Source organism: Arthrobacter jinronghuae, assembly GCF_025244825.1.
GTDB classification, from domain to species: domain Bacteria; phylum Actinomycetota; class Actinomycetes; order Actinomycetales; family Micrococcaceae; genus Arthrobacter_B; species Arthrobacter_B jinronghuae.
The window spans coordinates 201,407-223,791 of record NZ_CP104263.1; the positions used below are offsets into that span (position 1 = coordinate 201,407).

Consider the following 22,385-nt stretch of genomic DNA (forward strand, 5'->3'; position numbering starts at 1 on the left):
GCTGGTCAGCGGCCGTCCAGGCTGCGTTCCTCAATCAGGCGTCCGCCCAGAATCCGTTCGATCGCCTTACGCCCCACCAGACCGGAATCCTCAAGCGTGATGTCATCCGCGCTGGGAACATCTTCGACGTAGGTCGAGTCTACTGGGCGGCTCCCCCTGACGGGGGATCCGCCGCCGCGCTGGGCAGCTTCATTGAGGAGCTTCTGATAGCGGCTCAGCGGCTGGTTGGGAGCGCCGCCGGCGGGAGCCGCGGGGGCCGTCGTCGTCGGTGGAACGGATGTCCGTACGTTCGGTGCCGCTGCGCTCCGATCTTGACCCGGAGCCGTTGTGGTTCCGGGCCGTGAGGTCAAGCCGGTGGCTGCGGCCGACGCCGGCACCCCTGCTCGGGGGCTGCCTGCGGGTACGGACGGTGCTGCCTGACTGCTGCCGTTCCGGGTATCCGGCGCGGAGTTTCCGCCTGCCGGACGCGTGGTGGACCCGGTGCCGGCCCAGTCAGTGCTTGCCCACTCGGAGTCCGAAAGGTGTCCGCCGGAATACACGTCCACAGGTGCCTCTGCGGTTTCCCAGGCGTTGCTTTCCGGCGCATCGTTGAACGGGTCGCTGGGCTCGTCCGGCCAGGGCTCATCCGACGGGCTATTCCTGCCGGGCCGCCCTGCGGTTCGTGGGCCTGTAGTTTTCGTTCCGCTGCCGTTGGAGCTGCCGGCGTTGGAACTGCCGGAGCGGCGCCGGAGGGCAACCGCAGCCGCGTTGACCGGTGCGCCGACTGCCGGTCCGGGCACCCGTGCGCCCGGTGCCGCCGCTTCGTTGGGGGAAACCGTTTCGGCCGGGGCAACGGACGCGGGTGCTGCGACCGGCGCTGCAACGGCCTGCACCTGCGGTGACGGAACTTCCCGGTTAGCTGGCTTCGCCGGCCCCGGTGTGGAAGCAGTCGCCGGGACTGACGCTGAGGCTGACGCCGAGTCTGCACGCGAATCCTGGGCATTGGAAGCCGGTCCGGCCACCTTGGTGGTCCCGGTGGCCGGAGTCGCGGCGGACCCGGCGCTTCGCCCATCTGGCACCGGCCCTTGAGCTGGCTGTGCCGGAGCCGGTTGCGCCTGGGCTGGCTGTGCCTGAACTACCGGTGCCTTGGCGGCCGGTGCGGATGCCGGCGCTTGCCGGCTATCGGCTTTTGGGCCCGACTCACCCGCTGACGCCGAGCTGTCATGGATCGGATTGATCTGGCAGTCCAGCGCCAGGACCTGATGGATCGCCTTGCGCAGGTTCTCCAAATGGTCGGGGCGGTTGAAGTTGGTGGCAGCGCCGGGGTTGGTGAAGGCAAGTTCAAGTACCTTGCCGTCAAAGGCGCGCGGGCTGGAGTTCTTGCTGACGTTCAGCCAGGTGGCACGGCGGATGCTGGTCAGGGCATCCATGATCTCCGGCCAGGCACGGCGGATCATTTCGATCTGGCCGCTTCCGCCGGCGGGAGCCGAACCGGGGCCGCCGGCCGGAGCCTGCCGCTGCTGAGGCTGCGCAGGCTGAGTCGGTGCCTGCTGCGACGGCTGTGCCGGCGTCGGCTGGGACACCGGCTGGGACGGCGCAGGCTGCGACTGCGCCGGCTGGGACGGTCCGCTGGCGGCAGGGCGGGAACCGTTGGATCCCGCTGCGGGCGCAGAGCTTGAAGCGGAAGTGGCATCCGCAGAAGGTGTCTGCGCCGGGGTGGACCACGTGCCGCCCCAGTCCAGGGAACTTCCGGCAGGCTTGTTGTCCTGGCTGGAGGCTGCCGGCGCGGCAGGGGCTGCCGCTGCTGCATTCGGGGCGGGTGTTGCCGCAAAGTCGATTCCGCGCGGAGATGACGGAGCTTCGTCCACTGCAGGCGCGGAAGTACCGGCCTGCGAAGCCGTGGGCGCGGCTGCGGGAATGGTGTTCACCGGAGACGCTGCAGCTGCGGCGCGGCCCATTGCCTCGGTGGGATCGCCTGCATAGCTGAGCCGGCGCTCCAGACGGTCCACGCGGGCGGCCGTCCCGCGTTCGGCCTGGTCTGCGGCCGGAAGCAGGATGCGGGCGCAAAGCAGTTCGAGGTGCAGCCGCGGTGACGTGGCACCGGTCATCTCGGTCAAGGCAGTGTTGGTGATGTCTGCGGCGCGGGACAGTTCACTGCTGCCCAGCTGCGTGGCCTGGGTCTGCATCCGGTTGATCTGGTCTTCCGGCATGCCGCGGAGCACAGTGGATGCGCTGTCCGGCATGGCGTTGACGATAATCAGGTCCCGGAAGCGTTCCAGCAGGTCTTCGACGAACCGGCGGGGATCCTGGCCGGTCTGAATGACACGGTCCACGGCGCGGAACACGGTAGCTGCGTCTGCGGCGGCAACTGCGTCGACGACGTCGTCGAGCAGTGACACGGGGGTGTAACCCAGCAGCGAGACGGCCAGTTCGTAGTCCAGGCCGTCGGGACCGGCACCGGCCATGAGCTGGTCAAGGACGGAAAGGGTGTCACGCACGGACCCGCCGCCGGCGCGGATGACCAGGGAGAGGACGCCCGGGGCGACCGCTACGTTCTCCTGCGCGCAGAGCTTCTCGAGATAAGCCAGCAGCGGCTCCGGCGGAACGAGGCGGAAGGGGTAGTGGTGCGTGCGGGACCGGATGGTTCCAATAACCTTGTCCGGCTCCGTGGTGGCGAAGATGAACTTGATGTGTTCCGGCGGCTCTTCCACGATCTTCAGCAGGGCGTTGAAGCCGGCGGACGTGACCATGTGGGCCTCGTCGATGATGAAGATCTTGTAGCGGTCCCGGACCGGGGCGAAGGTGGCGCGCTCCCGGAGGTCGCGGGCGTCGTCGACGCCGCCGTGGCTGGCTGCGTCAATTTCGATAACGTCGAGGCTGCCGGAACCGTTGCGGGCCAGCTCAACGCAGCTGTCGCACTTGCCGCAGGGGACCGGGGTGGGCCCCTCGGCGCAGTTCAGGCAGCGGGCAAGAATGCGCGCAGAGGTGGTTTTGCCGCAGCCGCGCGGGCCGGAGAAGAGGTACGCGTGGTTCACGCGGTTCTTTTGCAGGGCCGCCATCAGCGGCTCCGTGACGTGCTCCTGGCCGATCACGTCTGCGAAACTCTCGGGACGGTAGCGGCGGTAAAGGGCTGTACTCACAGATAGAAGCCTATCGGTTGGCACTGACGGTTTTTCCTCCGGCGGCAGGCACGGTGGAAACTCCACTTCCTCAAAAAAATTAAAGACCCCCCATGCACCTGCCAGAGCCCGCTTACCCTTGCTACCTTCCGGTCCTGGGGGAGTTCACAGGATGACACCACATGAGGGGCCGGGAACCAGTCTACCCGAAAATTCCGGGCCTCGACTCGCGGCGGATTCCGGGTGGATTTCCGGGACGCGGAGCCATCTTCCGGCTGCGGAGCCATACTGGAAAACCCGCCGGATCAGGAGTGCAGCATGCAGAAGCGCCGTTCCCCGGCTACGCAGGTCAAGGCTGCCGCCCGGACACTCATCGCCGCTCTTCCCGGGTTGCCGTACCGGGTGCCGGAGCGCTCCCCGAGTTCCGCACTGTTTCCCGCCCGCTATCTGGCCGGCGATTTTCCCAGGGTGCCGCGTTGAGTCTCGCCCTATATACAGTGCCCGACGCCGCCGGGCTGGGCGCGCTTGGCGCCTCCTTTATAGAGGTGCTGGTTCGCGACCGCGCGGATGCGGTACTCGGGCTGGCCACGGGGTCCTCGCCCCTGCCGGTGTACCGGGCGCTGGCGGAGCATGAACTGGACCTGTCCCGCCTACGGGCGTTTGCCCTGGATGAGTATGTTGGACTGCCGGCCGGCAGCAACCAGTCCTATGCCGCCGTCATAGACCGGGAGGTCACGCGCCCGCTTGGATTGGACCCGGATTGTGTGGCCGTACCGGACGGTAGCGCGGAGGACCCCGCGGAAGCAGCCGAAGCATTCGAGCGCCGGCTGGAAAGTGCCGGGGGAGTGGACCTTCAGCTGCTGGGAATCGGGCATAACGGCCATTTGGCCTTCAATGAGCCGGGCTCACCCTTGGACTCCCGTACCCGCGTGCAGCGTCTGTCCGAAACCACGCGGAGGGCCAACGCCCGCTTCTTCCCTTCTATAGGGGAGGTTCCACAGTTCTGTATTACCCAGGGGCTGGGGACCATCCGGCGTGCCAAGCACCTGCTGCTATTGGTCCGGGGCGGGGAAAAGTCAGGAATCCTGAAGCGGGCGCTGACCGGGCCGGTGGGTGTTGATTGCCCGGCCTCCATCCTCCAGCTGCATCCGCGGGTCACTGTTATCTCGGATGAGGCGGCTGCCTCCGGGCTACAGGGGCTCGAAGAAGCCCTGTTGCCGCCCGTATAGTTCGGGGAGTGCTGCTGAAATCGGCGCCGCGCAGTTGTTCGACGCTGCGCCCTCGGCTCAGCAAAAACGACGCCGGAATCGGGGCGCAGAATGCGTGTCGGGAGTCACCCCGAATCCGATTTGCTGCGGAGGCCAATTCTGTGTAAAGTTTTCTAAGTCGCCGCGGCCGGGACGCTGGAAAAGCGCCCGAGCATGGCGGCCAAACCCCAACAAAAAACAGAGTCCAACCAGTGCGCGCCCTTTGCAGGGCCGGTGGGAAAGACTCCGTTGGATGCTGGGTCCGGAACGGCGAAAAACGCTTTTCACGGGGTCCCGACAAGGGAAACCGCGAATTGCAAATAACGCCGGAATGGAATAAGATATAAAACATTGCAGCGAAGAAGAAAAGGAAAACATTGTTTTCCCGAGTATTTTCGGATTGCGTCTGTTGTTTGAGAACTCAATAGTGTGCCAAGTTTATTGATACCAATTTATTTTGATTGGTTGAACAGGCCGTTCCGCCCACCCCGTGGGTAAGGGACGGTTTTTTTAGCCGGTTTCGAATTTAGTGCAGTGCCTGCAGCCAATTTTCCTTGGCTTCGGTGCTGTGTCTGTAACACATTTACGGAGAGTTTGATCCTGGCTCAGGATGAACGCTGGCGGCGTGCTTAACACATGCAAGTCGAACGATGACTTCTGTGCTTGCACAGAATGATTAGTGGCGAACGGGTGAGTAACACGTGAGTAACCTGCCCCTGACTTCGGGATAAGCCTGGGAAACCGGGTCTAATACCGGATACAACGGACCACCGCATGGCGGTCCGTGGAAAGCTTTATGCGGTTTTGGATGGACTCGCGGCCTATCAGCTTGTTGGTTGGGGTAATGGCCCACCAAGGCGACGACGGGTAGCCGGCCTGAGAGGGTGACCGGCCACACTGGGACTGAGACACGGCCCAGACTCCTACGGGAGGCAGCAGTGGGGAATATTGCACAATGGGCGGAAGCCTGATGCAGCGACGCCGCGTGAGGGACGAATGCCTTCGGGTTGTAAACCTCTTTCAGCAGGGAAGAAGCGAAAGTGACGGTACCTGCAGAAGAAGCGCCGGCTAACTACGTGCCAGCAGCCGCGGTAATACGTAGGGCGCAAGCGTTATCCGGAATTATTGGGCGTAAAGAGCTCGTAGGCGGTTTGTCGCGTCTGCTGTGAAAGCCCGGGGCTCAACCCCGGGTCTGCAGTGGGTACGGGCAGACTAGAGTGATGTAGGGGAGACTGGAATTCCTGGTGTAGCGGTGAAATGCGCAGATATCAGGAGGAACACCGATGGCGAAGGCAGGTCTCTGGGCATTAACTGACGCTGAGGAGCGAAAGCATGGGGAGCGAACAGGATTAGATACCCTGGTAGTCCATGCCGTAAACGTTGGGCACTAGGTGTGGGGGACATTCCACGTTTTCCGCGCCGTAGCTAACGCATTAAGTGCCCCGCCTGGGGAGTACGGCCGCAAGGCTAAAACTCAAAGGAATTGACGGGGGCCCGCACAAGCGGCGGAGCATGCGGATTAATTCGATGCAACGCGAAGAACCTTACCAAGGCTTGACATGAACCGGAAAGGCCTGGAAACAGGTCCCCCACTTGTGGCCGGTTTACAGGTGGTGCATGGTTGTCGTCAGCTCGTGTCGTGAGATGTTGGGTTAAGTCCCGCAACGAGCGCAACCCTCGTTCTATGTTGCCAGCGCGTTATGGCGGGGACTCATAGGAGACTGCCGGGGTCAACTCGGAGGAAGGTGGGGACGACGTCAAATCATCATGCCCCTTATGTCTTGGGCTTCACGCATGCTACAATGGCCGGTACAAAGGGTTGCGATACTGTGAGGTGGAGCTAATCCCAAAAAGCCGGTCTCAGTTCGGATTGAGGTCTGCAACTCGACCTCATGAAGTTGGAGTCGCTAGTAATCGCAGATCAGCAACGCTGCGGTGAATACGTTCCCGGGCCTTGTACACACCGCCCGTCAAGTCACGAAAGTTGGTAACACCCGAAGCCGGTGGCCTAACCCCTTGTGGGAGGGAGCCGTCGAAGGTGGGACCGGCGATTGGGACTAAGTCGTAACAAGGTAGCCGTACCGGAAGGTGCGGCTGGATCACCTCCTTTCTAAGGAGCACCTCGAAGACCATGTCCGTCCACAGTGTCGGATGTGTGCTTTGCAGGAGATGCCCATATCGGAGACATCTGTTCTCCGGTGGGTGCTCAAGGGTGGAATATCAATGGATAGGCGCCGGCATGCCGGCTGCGGGGATCAGTACGTTCCCTCCTTCGGGAGGGTTCCTGGAACATCCCGTGCAGTCCTGGTAGGTCCGGTTCGTCGTTTGGCACACTGTTGGGTCCTGAAGCAACAGGCACCCCGGTTCTTCCTGTCCCGTTTGCGCGGGGCCGGAGGGTACGGGTTGTGTGGTTTGTTTCTGTTTGTTCCTGCGCAGGCCGGAACCGTACACGGGTGGTCTTCCCTTCGGGGCGGGCTGCGGGTGCGGGGAGGGGTGTGACGGGGTTGTTGTTTGAGAACTACATAGTGGACGCGAGCATCTTAAAATATTAAGTGCAATTTCAGAAAAACCTGGTGGATCCGGGTGCCCCGTCAAAAGGGTGCCTGGGGAGACCGTGGTTTTCTCGATAGCGATAATAAATTGATCTTTGTGGTCAAGTTTTTAAGGGCACACGGTGGATGCCTTGGCATCAGGAGCCGAAGAAGGACGTAGGAATCTGCGATAAGCCTGGGGGAGTTGATAACCGAACTTTGATCCCAGGATGTCCGAATGGGGAAACCCCGCCCGGCGCGCGAGTGACCGGGTGACCCGCATCTGAACACATAGGGTGCGTGGAGGGAACGTGGGGAAGTGAAACATCTCAGTACCCACAGGAAGAGAAAACAACAGTGATTCCGTTAGTAGTGGCGAGCGAACGCGGAAGAGGCTAAACCAGTGGTGTGTGATAGCCGGCGGGCGTTGCATCACTGGGGTTGCGGGACTTTCCGTACCGATTCTGCCGGATCGGTGAAGTGAGTGCAGATGTATAGGTGAACCGGTTTGAAAGCCGGGCCGTAGAGGGTGTTAGCCCCGTAACCGGAATGCATGCTGCCGCTTGGAGAGGATCCCAAGTAGCACGGGGCCCGAGAAATCCCGTGCGAATCTGCCAGGACCACCTGGTAAGCCTAAATACTCCCTGATGACCGATAGCGGACAAGTACCGTGAGGGAAAGGTGAAAAGTACCCCGGGAGGGGAGTGAAATAGTACCTGAAACCGTGTGCCTACAAACCGTTGGAGCAGCTCTGATTGCTGTGACAGCGTGCCTTTTGAAGAATGAGCCTGCGAGTTAGTGTTACGTCGCGAGGTTAACCCGTGAGGGGAAGCCGTAGCGAAAGCGAGTCTGAATAGGGCGATGCAGTGGCGTGATCTAGACCCGAAGCGGAGTGATCTACCCATGGCCAGGTTGAAGCGACGGTAAGACGTCGTGGAGGACCGAACCCACTTCAGTTGAAAATGGAGGGGATGAGCTGTGGGTAGGGGTGAAAGGCCAATCAAACTCCGTGATAGCTGGTTCTCCCCGAAATGCATTTAGGTGCAGCGTTGCGTGTTTCTTACCGGAGGTAGAGCTACTGGATGGCTAATGGGCCCTACAAGGTTACTGACGTCAGCCAAACTCCGAATGCCGGTAAGTGAGAGCGCAGCAGTGAGACTGTGGGGGATAAGCTTCATAGTCGAGAGGGAAACAGCCCAGACCACCAACTAAGGCCCCTAAGCGTGTGCTAAGTGGGAAAGGATGTGGAGTTGCCCAGACAACCAGGAGGTTGGCTTAGAAGCAGCCACCCTTGAAAGAGTGCGTAATAGCTCACTGGTCAAGTGATTCCGCGCCGACAATGTAGCGGGGCTCAAGTACACCGCCGAAGTTGTGGATTTCAGATATAGATAAGCCTTCGTGGTTCAGTCGTCTGGAGTGGTAGGGGAGCGTCGTGTGGGCAGTGAAGCTGCGGTGTAAACCAGTGGTGGAGCCTACACGAGTGAGAATGCAGGCATGAGTAGCGAAAGACGGGTGAGAAACCCGTCCGCCGAATGATCAAGGGTTCCAGGGTCAAGCTAATCTGCCCTGGGTAAGTCGGGACCTAAGGCGAGGCCGACAGGCGTAGTCGATGGACAACGGGTTGATATTCCCGTACCGGCGAAGAACCGCCCATACCAAGCAGGGGACACTAACCGTCCGGAGCCTGCCCGATCACCCTTGTGGTGTGAGGGTTTTGGCCGAGCACGGGACCTGATCCTGGGAGGTAAGCGTATTAACAGGTGTGACGCAGGAAGGTAGCCGGGCCAGGCGATGGTAGACCTGGTCTAAGGATGTAGGGTCCGTGATAGGTAAATCCGTCACGGTGTCTTTGATGACGCACCTGAGATCCGACGGGACCCCCTCACGGGGGGATCCGGTGATCCTATGCTGCCTAGAAAAGCATCGGCGCGAGGTTCCAGCCGCCCGTACCCCAAACCGACACAGGTGATCAGGTAGAGAATACTAAGGCGATCGAGAGAATTATGGTTAAGGAACTCGGCAAAATGCCCCCGTAACTTCGGGAGAAGGGGGGCCCCAACCTTGATGGACACTTGCTGTCCGGAGGGGATCGGGGCCGCAGAGACCAGGGGGAAGCGACTGTTTACTAAAAACACAGGTCCGTGCGAAGTCGCAAGACGATGTATACGGACTGACTCCTGCCCGGTGCTGGAAGGTTAAGAGGACCGGTTAGCCCTTACGGGCGAAGCTGGGAATTTAAGCCCCAGTAAACGGCGGTGGTAACTATAACCATCCTAAGGTAGCGAAATTCCTTGTCGGGTAAGTTCCGACCTGCACGAATGGAGTAACGACTTCCCCGCTGTCTCAACCATAAACTCGGCGAAATTGCAGTACGAGTAAAGATGCTCGTTACGCGCAGCAGGACGGAAAGACCCCGAGACCTTTACTATAGTTTGGTATTGGTGTTCGGTGTGGCTTGTGTAGGATAGGTGGGAGACTGTGAGACCCGGACGCCAGTTCGGGTGGAGTCATCGTTGAAATACCACTCTGGTCATACTGGATATCTAACTTCGGCCCGTAATCCGGGTCAGGGACAGTGCCTGATGGGTAGTTTAACTGGGGCGGTTGCCTCCTAAAGAGTAACGGAGGCGCCCAAAGGTTCCCTCAGCCTGGTTGGCAATCAGGTGTCGAGTGTAAGTGCACAAGGGAGCTTGACTGTGAGAGAGACATCTCGAGCAGGGACGAAAGTCGGGACTAGTGATCCGGCGGTACATTGTGGAATGGCCGTCGCTCAACGGATAAAAGGTACCTCGGGGATAACAGGCTGATCTTGCCCAAGAGTCCATATCGACGGCATGGTTTGGCACCTCGATGTCGGCTCGTCGCATCCTGGGGCTGGAGTAGGTCCCAAGGGTTGGGCTGTTCGCCCATTAAAGCGGTACGCGAGCTGGGTTTAGAACGTCGTGAGACAGTTCGGTCCCTATCCGCTGCGCGCGCAGGAAATTTGAGAAGGGCTGTCCTTAGTACGAGAGGACCGGGACGGACGAACCTCTGGTGTGTCAGTTGTACTGCCAAGTGCACCGCTGATTAGCTACGTTCGGATGGGATAACCGCTGAAAGCATCTAAGCGGGAAGCCCGCTTCGAGATGAGATTTCCATACACCTTGTGTGTGAGAGGCCCCCAGCCAGACCACTGGGTTGATAGGCCGGATGTGGAAGCGGGGACTAAAGACCCGTGAAGCTGACCGGTACTAATAGGCCGATAACTTACACCACACCAGCACCTGGACGGACACGACTTCAAACGGTCCGTCAAAGTATAGAGGGTGTTGTAGATCATGCTGCTTGCGTCCACTATGTGGTTCCCGGACAACAACCGTTGGTTGCTGTGCCTGGAACACCGAACCATTGCCCCTTGTCCAGGGGGCGGGTTCATATTTTTACCGCACTGCCCGGCACCCCTCTTTTGTGGGGTGGTTCCGGGGGAGTGTTGTAACCATTGTTTTCCCCTCCCGCCTTTGGTGGGTGCGGGTAGAAGGGTTACGGCGGTCATAGCGTGGGGGAAACGCCCGGTCCCATTCCGAACCCGGAAGCTAAGACCCACAGCGCCGATGGTACTGCATCCGGGAGGATGTGGGAGAGTAGGTCACCGCCGGACAATATTTGAAGAGGTTGAGCCCGTACCAGTGTTGGTACGGGCTCTCCTTGTTTAAGCCCCGGTTCAGCAGCCCCCCACAGAACCTGCTGGCTGCCCACCGGCAACGGCCGCAGGTGGGACCAGGTCAGACACTGTGTTTATTCCGACACTTTAGGCCAAGTCCGGTTGGCCCGCGGTGGTCAAAACCGCCTGGAAGTCGCGGTAAGCTTAAAGAGCAGAACCCGAAAGGGCAGTCTGTAACCAAAGATTTCCTGCCGCATTAGCCGGCAGGGCTAGGGTTACGGCGGTCATAGCGTGGGGGAAACGCCCGGTCCCATTCCGAACCCGGAAGCTAAGACCCACAGCGCCGATGGTACTGCATCCGGGAGGATGTGGGAGAGTAGGTCACCGCCGGACATACGTTGGAATAAGGATCCGCACAAGGATGTGCGGATCCTTATTTGCTTAACTGCACCTTTCGCCCCGCTTTCCGGGCTCGACCCCCTGCCGAATGTGCGCAAGCATGGTCCCGTGGCCGGCGAAAACAGCAGCAGCAAGGGCTTTGCCCGAGTAAATTCCGGTCCGGACCTGGACCGCACCATGTTCTTCAGCGACGCCGTCTTCGCTATCGCCATGACGCTGCTGGCCGTGGATATCCGGGTTCCCCAGGTGCCGGCCAGCGAGCTTGGGGCGGCCGTGGCTGCCCAGCTTCCGGAGTTCGGCGCTTACGTCCTGTCCTTTGTGGTGACCGCCGCCTATTGGCTGAGCCATCACCGGCTCTTCCGGCTGCTGAAGGGATTTACCGGCCGGCTGCAGCAGCTGAACCTGGTGCTGCTGATGTTCGTCGCGCTGCTGGGGTACGCCACCGACATGCTGGCGTTCTATGGAGACCAGCAGCTCGGCGTCGTGATTTATGCGGCGGCCCTGGGGCTTATCGGCACCGCCAATACCGGGCTCTGGATCTATTGCAGCCGCGTGGGCCTTTTCCGGGATGACGTCGATCCGCGGCTTCCGGCGTTCGCGCAGGTCCGTGCCCCGGTCACCCCAGCGGTTTTCCTGGCCTCGATTCCCATTGCCATCCTGTGGAGTCCGCAGGCGGCCACCTGGTCTTGGCTGGGAATTATCGTTATCAATGCCTTGCTCCACGGCCTCGGCCGCAAACGAACCAGCTCGGCCTAAGCTGCCCGCCAATGGGGCCGATTCGTTGGTTTGGCCCTGTGTCGGGTAGTCTTATATCTGCTTCTACGGGAGCAAGCCTGGAGGATTCGCCTAGCGGCCTATGGCGCACGCCTGGAACGCGTGTTGGGTTAACGCCCTCGGGGGTTCAAATCCCCCATCCTCCGCCAGGACAAAGAAATACCCCGGTCTTCGGACCGGGGTATTTCTTTTTGCCCAAACAGCTACCGTTCGGCCCGCAGTGCGGCACGTGTGGCTACCGCAATGGAGCCCAGGCCGAGCGCCGCCGTCGCACCGGCGAGGCCGAGGTATACGGCCGGGACGATCGTGGGCAGCGGCAGCCCCGAGACGCTCACGGCGATCCCCATCAGCGGCGGCAGGGCCAGGACGGTGCCGATGACGACGGCGGCTGCGACTATCAGCAGGGACTCGGCCCCCATCATCCGCCTGAGCTGGGTATCCGACGCACCCAGGGTCCGCAGCAGCAGCATCTCCGGCCGGCGCTTAGCCGTCGCCATCACCAGGGTGTTGACCACGGAGACGGCAAGGTACCCAAGCAGGACCAGCATCGCGATCACCGAAACCCACGAGTCGGCATTCCGTTCCGCGGCTCCGGCCGCCCCGAGCTCCTCCTTATCCAGCAGCGTCAGCCCCAGCCCGCTAACAGCCGAAGCCAGGTCTCCCGCGTCGGTATCGGCCGCCATGCTGACCAGCAGGTAGTCGTTCAGCCCCGTGGTGGTGTGGCTTCGCAGCGTCTCGTTCGCCACCGCCACATCCCCGAATCCCAGCCCTCGTTCGTAGGTGGCGACGACGACGGCGGTCGCCTCGGTTCCGTCCCCGTAGTAGAAGTCGAAGTCCTCGCCCACGCCCGTGCCGGATTCCCGGGCCAGGTCCACGCTCAGCGCCACGGTATCGGTGTCCGCCAAGCGGTCCAGGGACCCTTCGTTTACATCCAGGTCCAAGGTTCCGTTCAGGTCCTCAGAGGCCAGGCCCTGAATGGCGTAGGGCTGCACACCGTCTTCCATCCCAGCGAAACCGGCCTTGGCAAGTACTGCGGAACGGGCCACCGGCGAGGTGGACTCCACCCCGGGAAGCTCAGCCACCTCGTCTGCGAGCTCCTCGGACACTCCGGACCCCGGAGCATGAACCAGATACCCGGCCACTACCCCGTCCCGGGACTGCCGCTCGGCTTCCGTTGCCACTGTGGTCGGCATAAAGAACTGCACGGATCCGAGTGCAATGGCCAAGGCGAGTGGAATGATTCCCGAGGCCAGGCGCCGCGGGAAAGCGCTGGCGTTGGCTTCCGCGAGGGCCAGCGACGCGGAGGGGCTGCGGCGGACCAGCGGCTGCACCAGTTTTAAGGCGCCCGTCACCAGCCATGGTCCCAGCAGGCCCGCGCCGATCATCAGGAGCAGGATGCTCGAGGCTGCCGCCGCCAGGCCCGCAGTGCCCGGGACGGCAATCGGTACCAAGGCCGCAACGAGACCCGCGGCGAGCAGCGAGAGACCGGTGATGACGCGTCCGCGGCCCAGCCGGGAAGCCTCCGTCGCGGAGTCCCGCAGGGCAGCCGTCGGCGCCGCACGGACCGTGCCCCGCGCCGAGACGAGAGAGGCTCCCACCGCCGCGGTAATGCTGATGGCTACGGCGGCCAGGGCCGGCAGCGGGCTGTACGCCAGGACGAAGGTTTCCGGAAGCACGCCGCCGGCAACGAACTGGTTGCCCAGGAACCAGGCCAGCAGGAAACCGGGTGCCGCGCCCAGCACTGCGGCAGCGCTGGAAACCAGCAGGACTTCACGCATCACGATGCCCAGGGTCTGGTTCGCTCCGGCCCCCACCGCCCGCAGCATCGCGAATTCCCGGCGCCGCGCCATGATGGACAAGGACAGGGTCCCTGCGGTCACGAAGACCGCGGTCATCACGGCCACGCCCGCCAGCGACCCGCTGAGCAGCAGCAGCGTGGAGCGGGCGGCGGACCCGCCGAGATTCTCCACGTCTCCGCGGCGGTCCCCGGTGTACCCGACGACGTCGGCCACCTGCGCCTCGATGTCGGCGGAGAGTTGTTCCGGGCGGACGCCGGATTCGGCGATCACGCCTACTGTGGCCACCGTGTCGCCGTGCGGCCACAGGGCCTGAGCTCCGACGGTGCTCAGGAAAGCGGCAGGACCGGTGTCCACTCCAGACTCGGGAGCGGCGACGCCGGACACCGTGTACTCGGTTGGCTCCCCGCCGTGGGTGAGGGTGAGCGAGGTTCCCGGAGCAGCCCCGAAGGATTCATCCACCACCACTTCGGTGGCCCGCTCGGGAGCTTCCCCGGAGGTCAGTGTGTAGGGAGTCAGGGCCGCCGAGTCCCAGGCAGCGGCGGAAACCGTCGTACCGTCGGTGGTGGCCAGGGGAAGCTCAATGCTGCCCACGGCGCGTTCGACGCCGGGGACGGCCGCTATTTCGTCAACAACTTCGGCGGGAAGCAGGACACGCTCGGCGAAGGGGGCGTCCATGTCCTCGACCACGGGATGTGCCTGCGGCGCACCCACTACGACGTCGGCCCCCTGCAGGCGCTGCGGGGCAATGCCGCCGCGGGTTCCGGACTCGATGAGGACACCCATCGCGGTGATGAGCGCGGCGCACAGGAACACGGCTACAAAGACCCCGGCGAATCCGCCGCGGTGGTGCCGGATGGATGCTCTGGCAAGGGAAAACATATTAGCGCTCCCCGAGGTTGGCCATGTGTTCGCTGACGTCGTGGGCGGTGGCGCCGGTCATGCTGCCGTCCAGGCGCCCGTCCGCAAGGAAAATGACGGTGTCTGCGTGCCCGGCCGCCACCGGATCGTGGGTCACCATAATCACCGTCTGTCCCAGCACGGAAACGGTATGCCGCAGCAGGTCCAGCACCTGGCGTGCAGTACCGGAGTCCAGGGCGCCGGTGGGTTCGTCCGCAAAGACGGCGTCCGGGCGGGTGATCAGGGCCCGGGCGATGGCCGCCCGCTGCTGCTGGCCGCCGGAGAGCTCCTGCGGCTTCCGCTCACCCAGGCCGGACAGCCCGACGGCTTCCAGCACGTAGTCCAGCCAGACCTTGTCCGTTCCTCGTCCGGCCAGCAGCAGCGGCAGCGTCACGTTCCGCGCGACGGTCAGCTGGGGGAGCAGGTTGTAGGACTGGAACACAAAACCGACGTGGTCCCGGCGGAAGCGGGTCAGGGCCTTGCTGTGGAGCTTCGAGATTTCGGTGGTGCCCAGCAGCACCCGGCCGCTGTCGGGGGCGTCCAATCCTGCCGCGCACTGCAGCAGCGTGCTTTTGCCGGAACCCGAAGGTCCCATGATGGCGGTGAAGGTGCCGGCCGGAACGGCCAGGGACACATCGCGCAGGGCCGGCACGGTGGTGTTGCCGGATCGGTAGCTCTTGGACACGCCCTGCAGCTGCAGGGCTGCGGGGCCGGAGAATTCGGCGGCGTCGGTGAACATGGGGTCATCCTTTGGTCGAAGGTGCGGGTTTGTGCGGCACTTGCTGACTTCGACGCTACGGATTCCGGAAACGGGATCCGATACAGCCAATAGCCCGGTTTGGGGTATAGCTGGCTATACCGACAGGGGGAAAGGGGTCGGGCATAATTCAACGGGTGAGACTTCCCAGCCGTGCCAAAACCCGTCTCCGGGACGCGGCCTTCCTTGTGCGCGAAGGCTGGTATTGGTTGGCGTCCCTGACCGTGCTGGTAACCGGTATTGCGCTGCTGCCCTTCGTGGCCCTGGGAGTGGGCCTGTACGCGGTCCCTACCCTCCTGGACCTCCTGAACCGGCTGGCCGCGAGGGCGCAGGCCCGTTCGGCGGCGTTCTCCTCCGCTGTCATTCCCTTTGACCGGCGCCGCCTCGCCGGCAGGTATTCGTTCACCGAGTTGGCCGCCCTGCTGAGCGCTCCGGAAACGAAGCGGGACCTGTCCTGGCTGCTCTTCCACTGCGCCTTTGCCGTACTGGCAGCGGCGCTGGCCCTCGCGCTTCCTTTCGGTGCCGTGCTCTATGTTGCGGCGGCGCCCCTGTGGCAGCTGTTCCCGCCGGACGCACCGCTGGAACTGACCATCTTCGTCCGCAGCTGGGGCGATGCCCTCTTGATGATGCTGCTGGGACTCCTATACGCCGTCGGCGCGTGGGTGCTGCTGCCCTGGCTGGCACGGCGGTTCAGCGAGGCGACCCTGGGGATCCTTTCCCCGCGCCGGTATGCGGACCTGGCCCGCCGGATCTCCGACCTCTCGGCGGCCCGGGCCAGCGCCCTCGCCGCCCACGCGGCGGAGCTGCGCCGGATTGAACGCGAACTGCACGACGGCGCGCAGAACCGGCTGGTCGGCGTCGTGATGATGCTGGGGCTGGCCCAGCGTGCGGCCGAAACCGATCCGGCGGCCGCCGTACCGTTCATCGGACGGGCGCAGGATGCCGCGTCCGAAGCACTCGCCGGGCTGCGCGCCGCGGTGCACGACATTTATCCGCCGGTCCTGGACGAACTCGGCCTGGGCGGTGCGGCCTCGGCCCTGACCAGCCGCTCGCCCATACCCACCTCCCTAGAGGTGGACGGTTTGCTGCGCGCCCCGGCAGCGGTGGAATCGGCGGCGTATTTTGTCCTCGCCGAAGCCCTGACCAATGCTGCGAAACACTCCGGCGCCTCCCGGATCGACGTGGTCCTCCGTACTGAATCAACGGCGCGGGAGGATGTTTTGGTGATCCTGGTGAACGACGACGGCCGGGGCGGCGCGACCGTGTCACCGACCGCCGGCGCGCAGGCTACGGCCGAGACCAACGGCTCCGGCACCGGCCTGGCCGGAATTGCCCGGCGTGCAGCCGCCTTTGGCGGCAGGCTGGTACTGAACAGCCCCGACGGCGGACCGACAAACCTGAGAGTGGAGCTGCCATGCGCCTTCTAATTGCCGAAGATGATGCCCTGCTGCGGGCCGGACTGGAGCTGCTGCTTCGAGGAGAAGGCTTCGACGTGGTGGGCTCCTGGGACAACGCCGATGACCTGCTCGCGGCCTTCGAACCCGGCAGCGCCGACGGCGCCGTGCTGGACGTCCGGATGCCGCCGACCTTCACCAACGAGGGGCTGCGCGCCGCCCTGGAACTGAGATCCCGGGTCCCCGATTTCCCGGTGCTCGTCCTCTCCGCCTATGTGGAAGACCGTTACGCCAGCCGCCTGCTGGGCTCCGGCGCCCAGGGCGTGGGCTACCTGCTGAAGGAGAGGGTCGGCAACGTCGGCGAATTCGTGGATGGACTGCGGCGCGTGGCTGCGGGCGGCACCGTCATGGATCCGGAGGTCATCGCCCAGTTGTTCAGCCGGCGCAGCAACCAGGACCCCATCCGGTCGCTGACCCCTCGTGAGTTCGAAGTGCTGGGGCTGGTGGCCGAAGGGCTGGGCAACACCGCCATTGCCTCGGCCATTTCCGTCTCCGAAACCGCGGTCAGCAAACACATTGGCAACATTTTCGCGAAGCTCGGGCTGGCCCAGTCGGACAGCGGACACCGCAGGGTGCTGGCGACTCTCGCGTACCTCCGCTCCTGACCGGCGGGTGCCGCTTGTTTCGTCCCGGGTCTTGTTTCCCGGACGGCACCGGTGACAAGGTGTGATGCACTACAGCCGGGCGCAGGAGGACACACGTGGAACAGGGCGGCGGAAAGGTAGCGCTGGTCACCGGTGCTTCGCGCGGAATCGGCCGGCGTGTGGCGGAGCGGCTCGCGGCGCAGGGGACCGCCGTCGTCGTTAGTTACCGCCGGAATGCCGAACTCGCCAAGGAAGTGGTCACCCAGCTGCAGGAACTGGGCGGCAGCGGCATCGCGGTGCAGGCGGACGTGGAGAATCCCGAAGACATTGTCCGGCTCTTCGACGCCGCGGCGGACGAATACGGCCGGTTGGACTACTTCATTAACAACGCCGCTGCTGCTGCCTTCAAGAACGTGGTGGACCTGAAAACCCATCACCTGGACCGTGCCTACGCGGTGAATGTCCGGCCGTTTGTCCTCGGTGCGCAGGAGGCGGTGAAACTGATGGACGACGGCGGCCGGATAGTCGCGCTCACCAGTTACGGCAGTACCCGGGCCTTCCCGACCTATGCCGCCCTCGGCTCCTATAAGGCGGCCGTGGAGTCCTTTGTCCGGTTCATGGCGGTGGAATTCGGTCCCTACGGCATCAACGTCAACGCCGTGAACGGCGGGCTGATCGATTCCGATTCGCTGGACTACTTCTACTCCATGGACGGCATGGCGCCGATGGACAGCGTCATCTCCCGCCTCCCCAAACGCCGGCCCGGCACCGTGGATGAAATGGCAGCCGCGGTGGAGTTCCTGCTCTCCGCGGGCGCCGAGTACATCACCGGCCAGGTCCTCGCGGTCGACGGCGGACTCTCGGTCATTGCCCCGCCGTTCCATTCCGACGCGTCCGGCCCGCCGGTCGCCCTGCCGAACCGGCCCACCCGGCCCACCCGGGGCGGCAGCCGGTAAGAACTGAAAGGAAGCATCAGTGAGCTACGATCCCGCCCGCTACCGGAACTACTTCGAACATTCCCTGACCTACGCGGCCGGCTTCTCGCGCAATGTCGCCCGGTATGCGGACCGCGTTGCGCTCACCGATCCGCCGACCGGCCGGGAATGGACCTACGCCCAGCTGGGCGACGCCGTGAACTCCGTAGCGCGTGCCCTGGCCGAGCGCGGCGTGGGGCGCGGAGACCGGGTGCTGTACCAGCTCTACAACGGCATCGAGTTCGCGCTGCTGTATCTGGCGACCCAGCGCCTGGGCGCGGTCAGCGTGCCGGTGAATTACCGGCTGGCGCCTGCGGAGACCGCGCACATCCTGCGGGACAGCGATCCGGCGGTGTTCGTTGTCGACGCCGAGCATACCGAAACGGCTGCGCAGGCGCTGGAGCTGGCCGGGGTATCGCCGGTGGTCCTGGTGGCGGGCGGCAGCGAGGCCGGGCACTGGGGGATGGGATCGGGGCAGCTGGGGCAGGACTTCGACGCCGCCGTCGACGCCGCGTCCGGGGACCTGCCGGACCTCCCCGCGGACTTCTCCACCTTCGAGGAAAGCACCCGCTTCTACACTTCGGGCACCACGGGCATGCCGAAGGGGGTGCCGCTGCCGTCCATCGCCGAGCTGATGAGCGCGCACGACGTCATCATGCACTTTCCGCTCAGCCCGTCCGACCGCACCCTGAACATGACCCCGTGGTTCCACCGCGGCGGCCTGCACTCGGGCGGGCCCAACCCGGTGTTTTACATCGGCGGGTCCGTGGTCCCGCTGCGCAGCTTTAACCCGGCCACGGTGCTGGACTGGGTGGGGGAGCAGGGGCTGACGTATCTGATCGGTGCGCCGACCACGCTGGAGATGATCGCCGTCGAGCAGGAAAAGCACCCGCGGAACCTGGAGACGCTGCGCGGCATCGTCACCATGGGCGCACCGCTGGACCGCGCCGCCGCCATCCGGTACCAGGAGCTGCTGACGCCCCGGATCTTCAACGGCTACGGAACCACCGAGGGCTTCTGGAACACGTTCCTGCGGCCCGAGGACCTCCCCGCCCATGCCGGCAGTGCCGGGCGCGCCTGCACGGACGACGACGTCGCCGTCGTCCGCGTGTTTGAAGGCCGCCGCGGGCAGCCGCACGAACTGGCCGCCCGGGACGGCAGCGAAATCGGCGAGGTGATCATGCGCTCGCCGAAATCCGGGTTCAGCTATGCCAACCTGCCGCAGGTCGAGGAGGAGAAGTTCCACGACGGGTGGCTTTACCCCGGGGACATGGCCACCTGGGACGCCGAAGGCTACCTGACCATCATGGGCCGCACCGATGACATGATCATTTCCGGCGGGGAGAACATCCACCCCGTGCAGGTGGAAGCAGCGCTCGCGGACCACCCCGGCGTCCTCGAATCCGTGGTGGTGGGAGTGCCGGATGACCGGTGGGGCCAGCGCGTGGTGGCGTACGTGGTGCGCCGGGACACGGAGCTCGACGCCGACGGGCTGGATGCGTTCTGCCTGGCGCATCCCGGGCTGGCCGATTTCAAGCGGCCCCGGGGCTACCGCTTTGTCGACGAAGTGCCGATGACCGCGACCGGAAAGAAAATGCATTACAAGGTGGCGGATTCCGCGGCGCAGGACTGGCTGGACGGCCGGATGCACGTGCCGGCGCCGGTCCGGAAGGCGGACTAGATGGACGAGCGCGTGGTCATCACCGGGATGGGGGCGGTGACGCCGCTCGGCGGTTCCTGGGGTGAAACCTGGGCGGGGCTGAAGGACGGACGCAGCGGCATCGACAAGATCACCGCCTTCGACGCCTCCGAGTTCCCCACCCGGATTGCCGGGGAAGTGAAGAACTTCGATCCGGCGCAGTACCTGCCGGTCAAGCGGCTGCGCCGGTCCTCGCGGGCTTCCCACCTGGCGGTGGCGGCCTCACGCGAGGCGGTGGCCGACGCCGGACTGGGAGTCACGCTGGAAGACACGGACGCGGCGGTAATCATCAACAGTGCTGTCTCCGGGTATCCGGAAATCCAGTCCGCCACGGAAATTTTCCACCGTGACGGTCTGCGCCCCATCAGTCCCAGCTTCGTGGCGTCGTCGTTGACGAACATGCCGGCCTGCGAAGTGGCCATCGATTTGGCGGTCCACGGGCCCGTGAACGCCAGCGCTCTGGCCTGCGCCAGCGGCACCCAGGCACTGCTCGAGGCACGCCGCACCCTGCTGGCCGGCGACGCTGACGTGGCGGTGGCAGGCGGAACCGATGCGGCCATCACGTCAGTGATGTTCGCCGGGCTCAGCGCCATGCGCGGGTTGTCCCGGAACAATGATTCGCCGCAGGAAGCCAGCCGTCCCTTCGATGCGGACCGGGACGGTTTTGTCTTTGCCGAAGGAGCGGTGGTGTGCGTGCTGGAACTGCTCAGCCATGCCCGTGCCCGCGGTGCCGAGGTGTATGCGGAGGTGCTGGGCGGCGCACTGACGTCCGACGCCTTCCATATTGTTGCCCCGGATCCCGGTGGGCAGTACGCGGCCCAAGCGATCTGCCGCACCCTGGACCGGTCCCGGCTGAATCCGGAGGACGTTGATCTGATCTGTGCCCACGGAACCTCCACCCAGGCCAATGACCGGACCGAAACCAGAGCCCTGCACACCGCCTTCGGCGAGCACGCGCCGTCGCTTGCAGTCACGGCACCCAAGTCCATGACCGGACACCTTATCGGCGCTGCGGGCACTCTCGGATCCCTGCTCTGCGTCATGGCTATCCGAGAGGGCGTCATTCCGCCCACTCTGAATTACAACACTCCCGATCCGGAGTGCGACCTCGACTACGTTCCGGGAACGGCCCGGGAAGCTTCCGTCCACTATGCGCTTACCAACGCGTTCGGTTTCGGCGGCCAAAACGCGGTGGCGGCTTTCGGTCCTGTCTAAGTGCAGTAGTAGTCGACCCCGGCCGCGTAGGCCTCCGGATAGAACTCCATGGCCAGGTCATAGGTGGCTTCACTCCACTCATTCCCGATGCTCCTGGCCGAGTCCATGTAGTCCGGACTGAAGTCAGGTTCCAGGCGAGAGTTCCAGATATTCCGCTTTATCCGTGACGAATGCAGCCAGCCGTCCGGTTCGTCGGTACACGTGGCCTTCCAGTACGCTTCGAGATCTTCATAGACCTTGCCCACAGCCAACCTTCTGCCGTTGTCCCGTGCCGCTTCGTCGAGAACCCACTCGAGGTACTGCTGGGCATGTTCCCGTACGGCAGGGTCCTTGATCTGGTCAATATTGTCCTGAATGTACGCTGCCTGATCGCGGTAGTTGCTGACGGCCTCTTCCCCGATCCGGTCCAGATAGGCCTGGACTTCCGGAGAAGACATCACGGGACTGTTCCAGAAGGCCTCATAGTCATCTTCGAGCAGCTGGCCCTCTGAATTGGGGCGCGTCCTGACGGGGTTCAGCAGCAAATTGGCCTCATGGGTAGTTGAATCCAGAAGTTCCATATCGCCCGAATGGCTGCTCTCCGGCGGCGGTGGAAATTTGCAGAAGTGGGGAAGCGCGGCCTCGAAGGCATCCGGGTAGACCTTGCCCACCAGAGCGGTTGCCTCTGCCTCCTGATCCCCGATTGCCTGAAGCGACAGGACCTGGGGGTCAGTGGTAATCCAGTTTCGAATGGGATGCCCGTCGTCCGCGTACATGACGTGAACCAAGTCGCTGCGGTGGCAGGTCTCTCTGGACAGCTGTGCCAGGTCCTCATAAACCACCCGCTTGGCGGCCTGGACCGTCCCGTGCGAGAGGAACTCGGCCACTTTGTCCACCGCGGCATGGGCATTGGCCCGTTTGTCCGCGTCACTGATATCGGCCACCCTGCTGTAGGTGTACTCCATGTTCTCCTGGAGGCCCGCCTCCCATCCCTCGTTGATGAGGTCCAGCAGGGCGAGGGTGTCCGGGGTGTTCAAGGCGGGTTCAGCCCAGAAGGCCGCGTAGTCCTCCTCACTGATATCTGCGGGGAGCGGGTCCGAGACGTCATGCAGGTCAGTGTGGGCCCCAACGACAATGCGGCCTTCCCTCAGGGAATCTTCCGCGGCCTGGGTATACGTCAAGTACTCAACCCACAGATAGGCAGCGACAAGGGTGGCGACCACAAAGAGGCTCACGAGGGTTACGACGATCATCCTCAGCCGCTTGGGCCCGCGCTTCCGGGGAGGCGTGAGATAGTCGGGCAGCACGATTGGATGTTCGGTCATCGTGCTGCCTCTC

At 63.8% G+C, this 22,385-nt stretch carries 12 protein-coding genes, 1 tRNA gene, 4 rRNA genes and 1 other RNA gene; 13 read left to right on the forward strand and 5 right to left on the reverse strand.

Annotation, left to right across the window (positions count from 1 at the left end):
* Window positions 1-5: 5 nt before the first annotated feature.
* Window positions 6-3,119: a DNA polymerase III subunit gamma and tau gene (locus N2K98_RS01060; RefSeq protein ID WP_255864370.1), complete on the reverse strand. Its 3,114-nt coding sequence runs from the start codon at window positions 3,117-3,119 to the stop codon at window positions 6-8.
* 78 nt (window positions 3,120-3,197) lie between these two features.
* Window positions 3,198-3,293, reverse strand: an RNA gene (ffs, locus tag N2K98_RS01065) — signal recognition particle sRNA small type.
* 123 nt (window positions 3,294-3,416) lie between these two features.
* Between ffs and N2K98_RS01070 the strand changes: the two genes are divergently transcribed.
* The 8 genes from N2K98_RS01070 (at window position 3,417) to N2K98_RS01105 (ending at window position 11,838) form a co-directional block, all read left to right on the forward strand.
* Window positions 3,417-3,578 (forward strand): hypothetical protein, encoded by a 162-nt coding sequence (locus N2K98_RS01070; RefSeq protein WP_255864369.1) that lies wholly within the window; start codon window positions 3,417-3,419, stop codon window positions 3,576-3,578.
* Complete coding sequence (locus tag N2K98_RS01075) at window positions 3,575-4,327, forward strand: glucosamine-6-phosphate deaminase (protein ID WP_255864368.1); 753 nt, start codon at window positions 3,575-3,577, stop codon at window positions 4,325-4,327. The genes N2K98_RS01070 and N2K98_RS01075 overlap by 4 nt, the downstream gene beginning before the upstream one ends.
* 600 nt (window positions 4,328-4,927) lie before the next feature.
* A 16S ribosomal RNA gene (locus tag N2K98_RS01080) occupies window positions 4,928-6,455 on the forward strand.
* Window positions 6,456-6,996: 541 nt separating this feature from the next.
* Window positions 6,997-10,131: ribosomal RNA gene (locus tag N2K98_RS01085) — 23S ribosomal RNA — on the forward strand.
* A gap of 265 nt (window positions 10,132-10,396) precedes the next feature.
* Window positions 10,397-10,513 (forward strand): 5S ribosomal RNA (gene rrf, locus N2K98_RS01090).
* A 279-nt stretch (window positions 10,514-10,792) separates the two neighbouring features.
* Window positions 10,793-10,909: ribosomal RNA gene (gene rrf, locus N2K98_RS01095) — 5S ribosomal RNA — on the forward strand.
* Together the 16S, 23S and 5S rRNA genes form the textbook arrangement of a ribosomal RNA operon.
* A 114-nt stretch (window positions 10,910-11,023) precedes the next feature.
* The gene (locus N2K98_RS01100) at window positions 11,024-11,671 is read left to right on the forward strand and encodes a TMEM175 family protein (RefSeq protein ID WP_255866539.1); all 648 of its coding nucleotides are present in this window, start codon (window positions 11,024-11,026) and stop codon (window positions 11,669-11,671) included.
* Window positions 11,672-11,750: 79 nt separating this feature from the next.
* A tRNA-Ser gene (locus N2K98_RS01105) sits at window positions 11,751-11,838 on the forward strand.
* A gap of 54 nt (window positions 11,839-11,892) precedes the next feature.
* Here the strand turns inward: N2K98_RS01105 and N2K98_RS01110 are convergent.
* Window positions 11,893-14,367, reverse strand: a complete 2,475-nt coding sequence (locus N2K98_RS01110; RefSeq protein ID WP_255866538.1) for an FtsX-like permease family protein — start codon at window positions 14,365-14,367, stop codon at window positions 11,893-11,895.
* Window position 14,368: 1 nt separating this feature from the next.
* A complete protein-coding gene (locus N2K98_RS01115) occupies window positions 14,369-15,124 on the reverse strand; it encodes an ABC transporter ATP-binding protein (RefSeq protein ID WP_255866537.1) in 756 nt (251 codons plus the stop codon).
* A 155-nt stretch (window positions 15,125-15,279) separates the two neighbouring features.
* On the opposite strand from N2K98_RS01115, the gene N2K98_RS01120 reads away from it, so the two are divergent.
* From N2K98_RS01120 to fabF, 5 genes are all read left to right on the forward strand, one after another.
* Window positions 15,280-16,569, forward strand: coding sequence for a sensor histidine kinase (locus tag N2K98_RS01120; protein WP_255866536.1), 1,290 nt, complete (start codon window positions 15,280-15,282; stop codon window positions 16,567-16,569).
* A complete protein-coding gene (locus N2K98_RS01125) occupies window positions 16,557-17,201 on the forward strand; it encodes a response regulator (RefSeq protein ID WP_255866535.1) in 645 nt (214 codons plus the stop codon). The genes N2K98_RS01120 and N2K98_RS01125 overlap by 13 nt, the downstream gene beginning before the upstream one ends.
* A 95-nt stretch (window positions 17,202-17,296) precedes the next feature.
* Window positions 17,297-18,136 carry an SDR family oxidoreductase gene (locus N2K98_RS01130; RefSeq protein ID WP_255866534.1) on the forward strand — a complete coding sequence of 280 codons (840 nt, stop codon included), beginning with the start codon at window positions 17,297-17,299 and terminating at the stop codon, window positions 18,134-18,136.
* Between the two features lie 19 nt (window positions 18,137-18,155).
* Window positions 18,156-19,835, forward strand: coding sequence for a class I adenylate-forming enzyme family protein (locus tag N2K98_RS01135; protein ID WP_255866533.1), 1,680 nt, complete (start codon window positions 18,156-18,158; stop codon window positions 19,833-19,835).
* On the forward strand, window positions 19,836-21,068 hold the full coding sequence (fabF, locus tag N2K98_RS01140; RefSeq protein ID WP_255866532.1) for a beta-ketoacyl-ACP synthase II: 1,233 nt from the start codon (window positions 19,836-19,838) through the stop codon (window positions 21,066-21,068).
* Here fabF and N2K98_RS01145 read toward each other — a convergent pair.
* Window positions 21,065-22,372 carry a hypothetical protein gene (locus N2K98_RS01145; protein WP_255866531.1) on the reverse strand — a complete coding sequence of 436 codons (1,308 nt, stop codon included), beginning with the start codon at window positions 22,370-22,372 and terminating at the stop codon, window positions 21,065-21,067. The two genes, fabF and N2K98_RS01145, sit on opposite strands and share 4 nt — an antisense overlap.
* Window positions 22,373-22,385 lie beyond the last annotated feature (13 nt).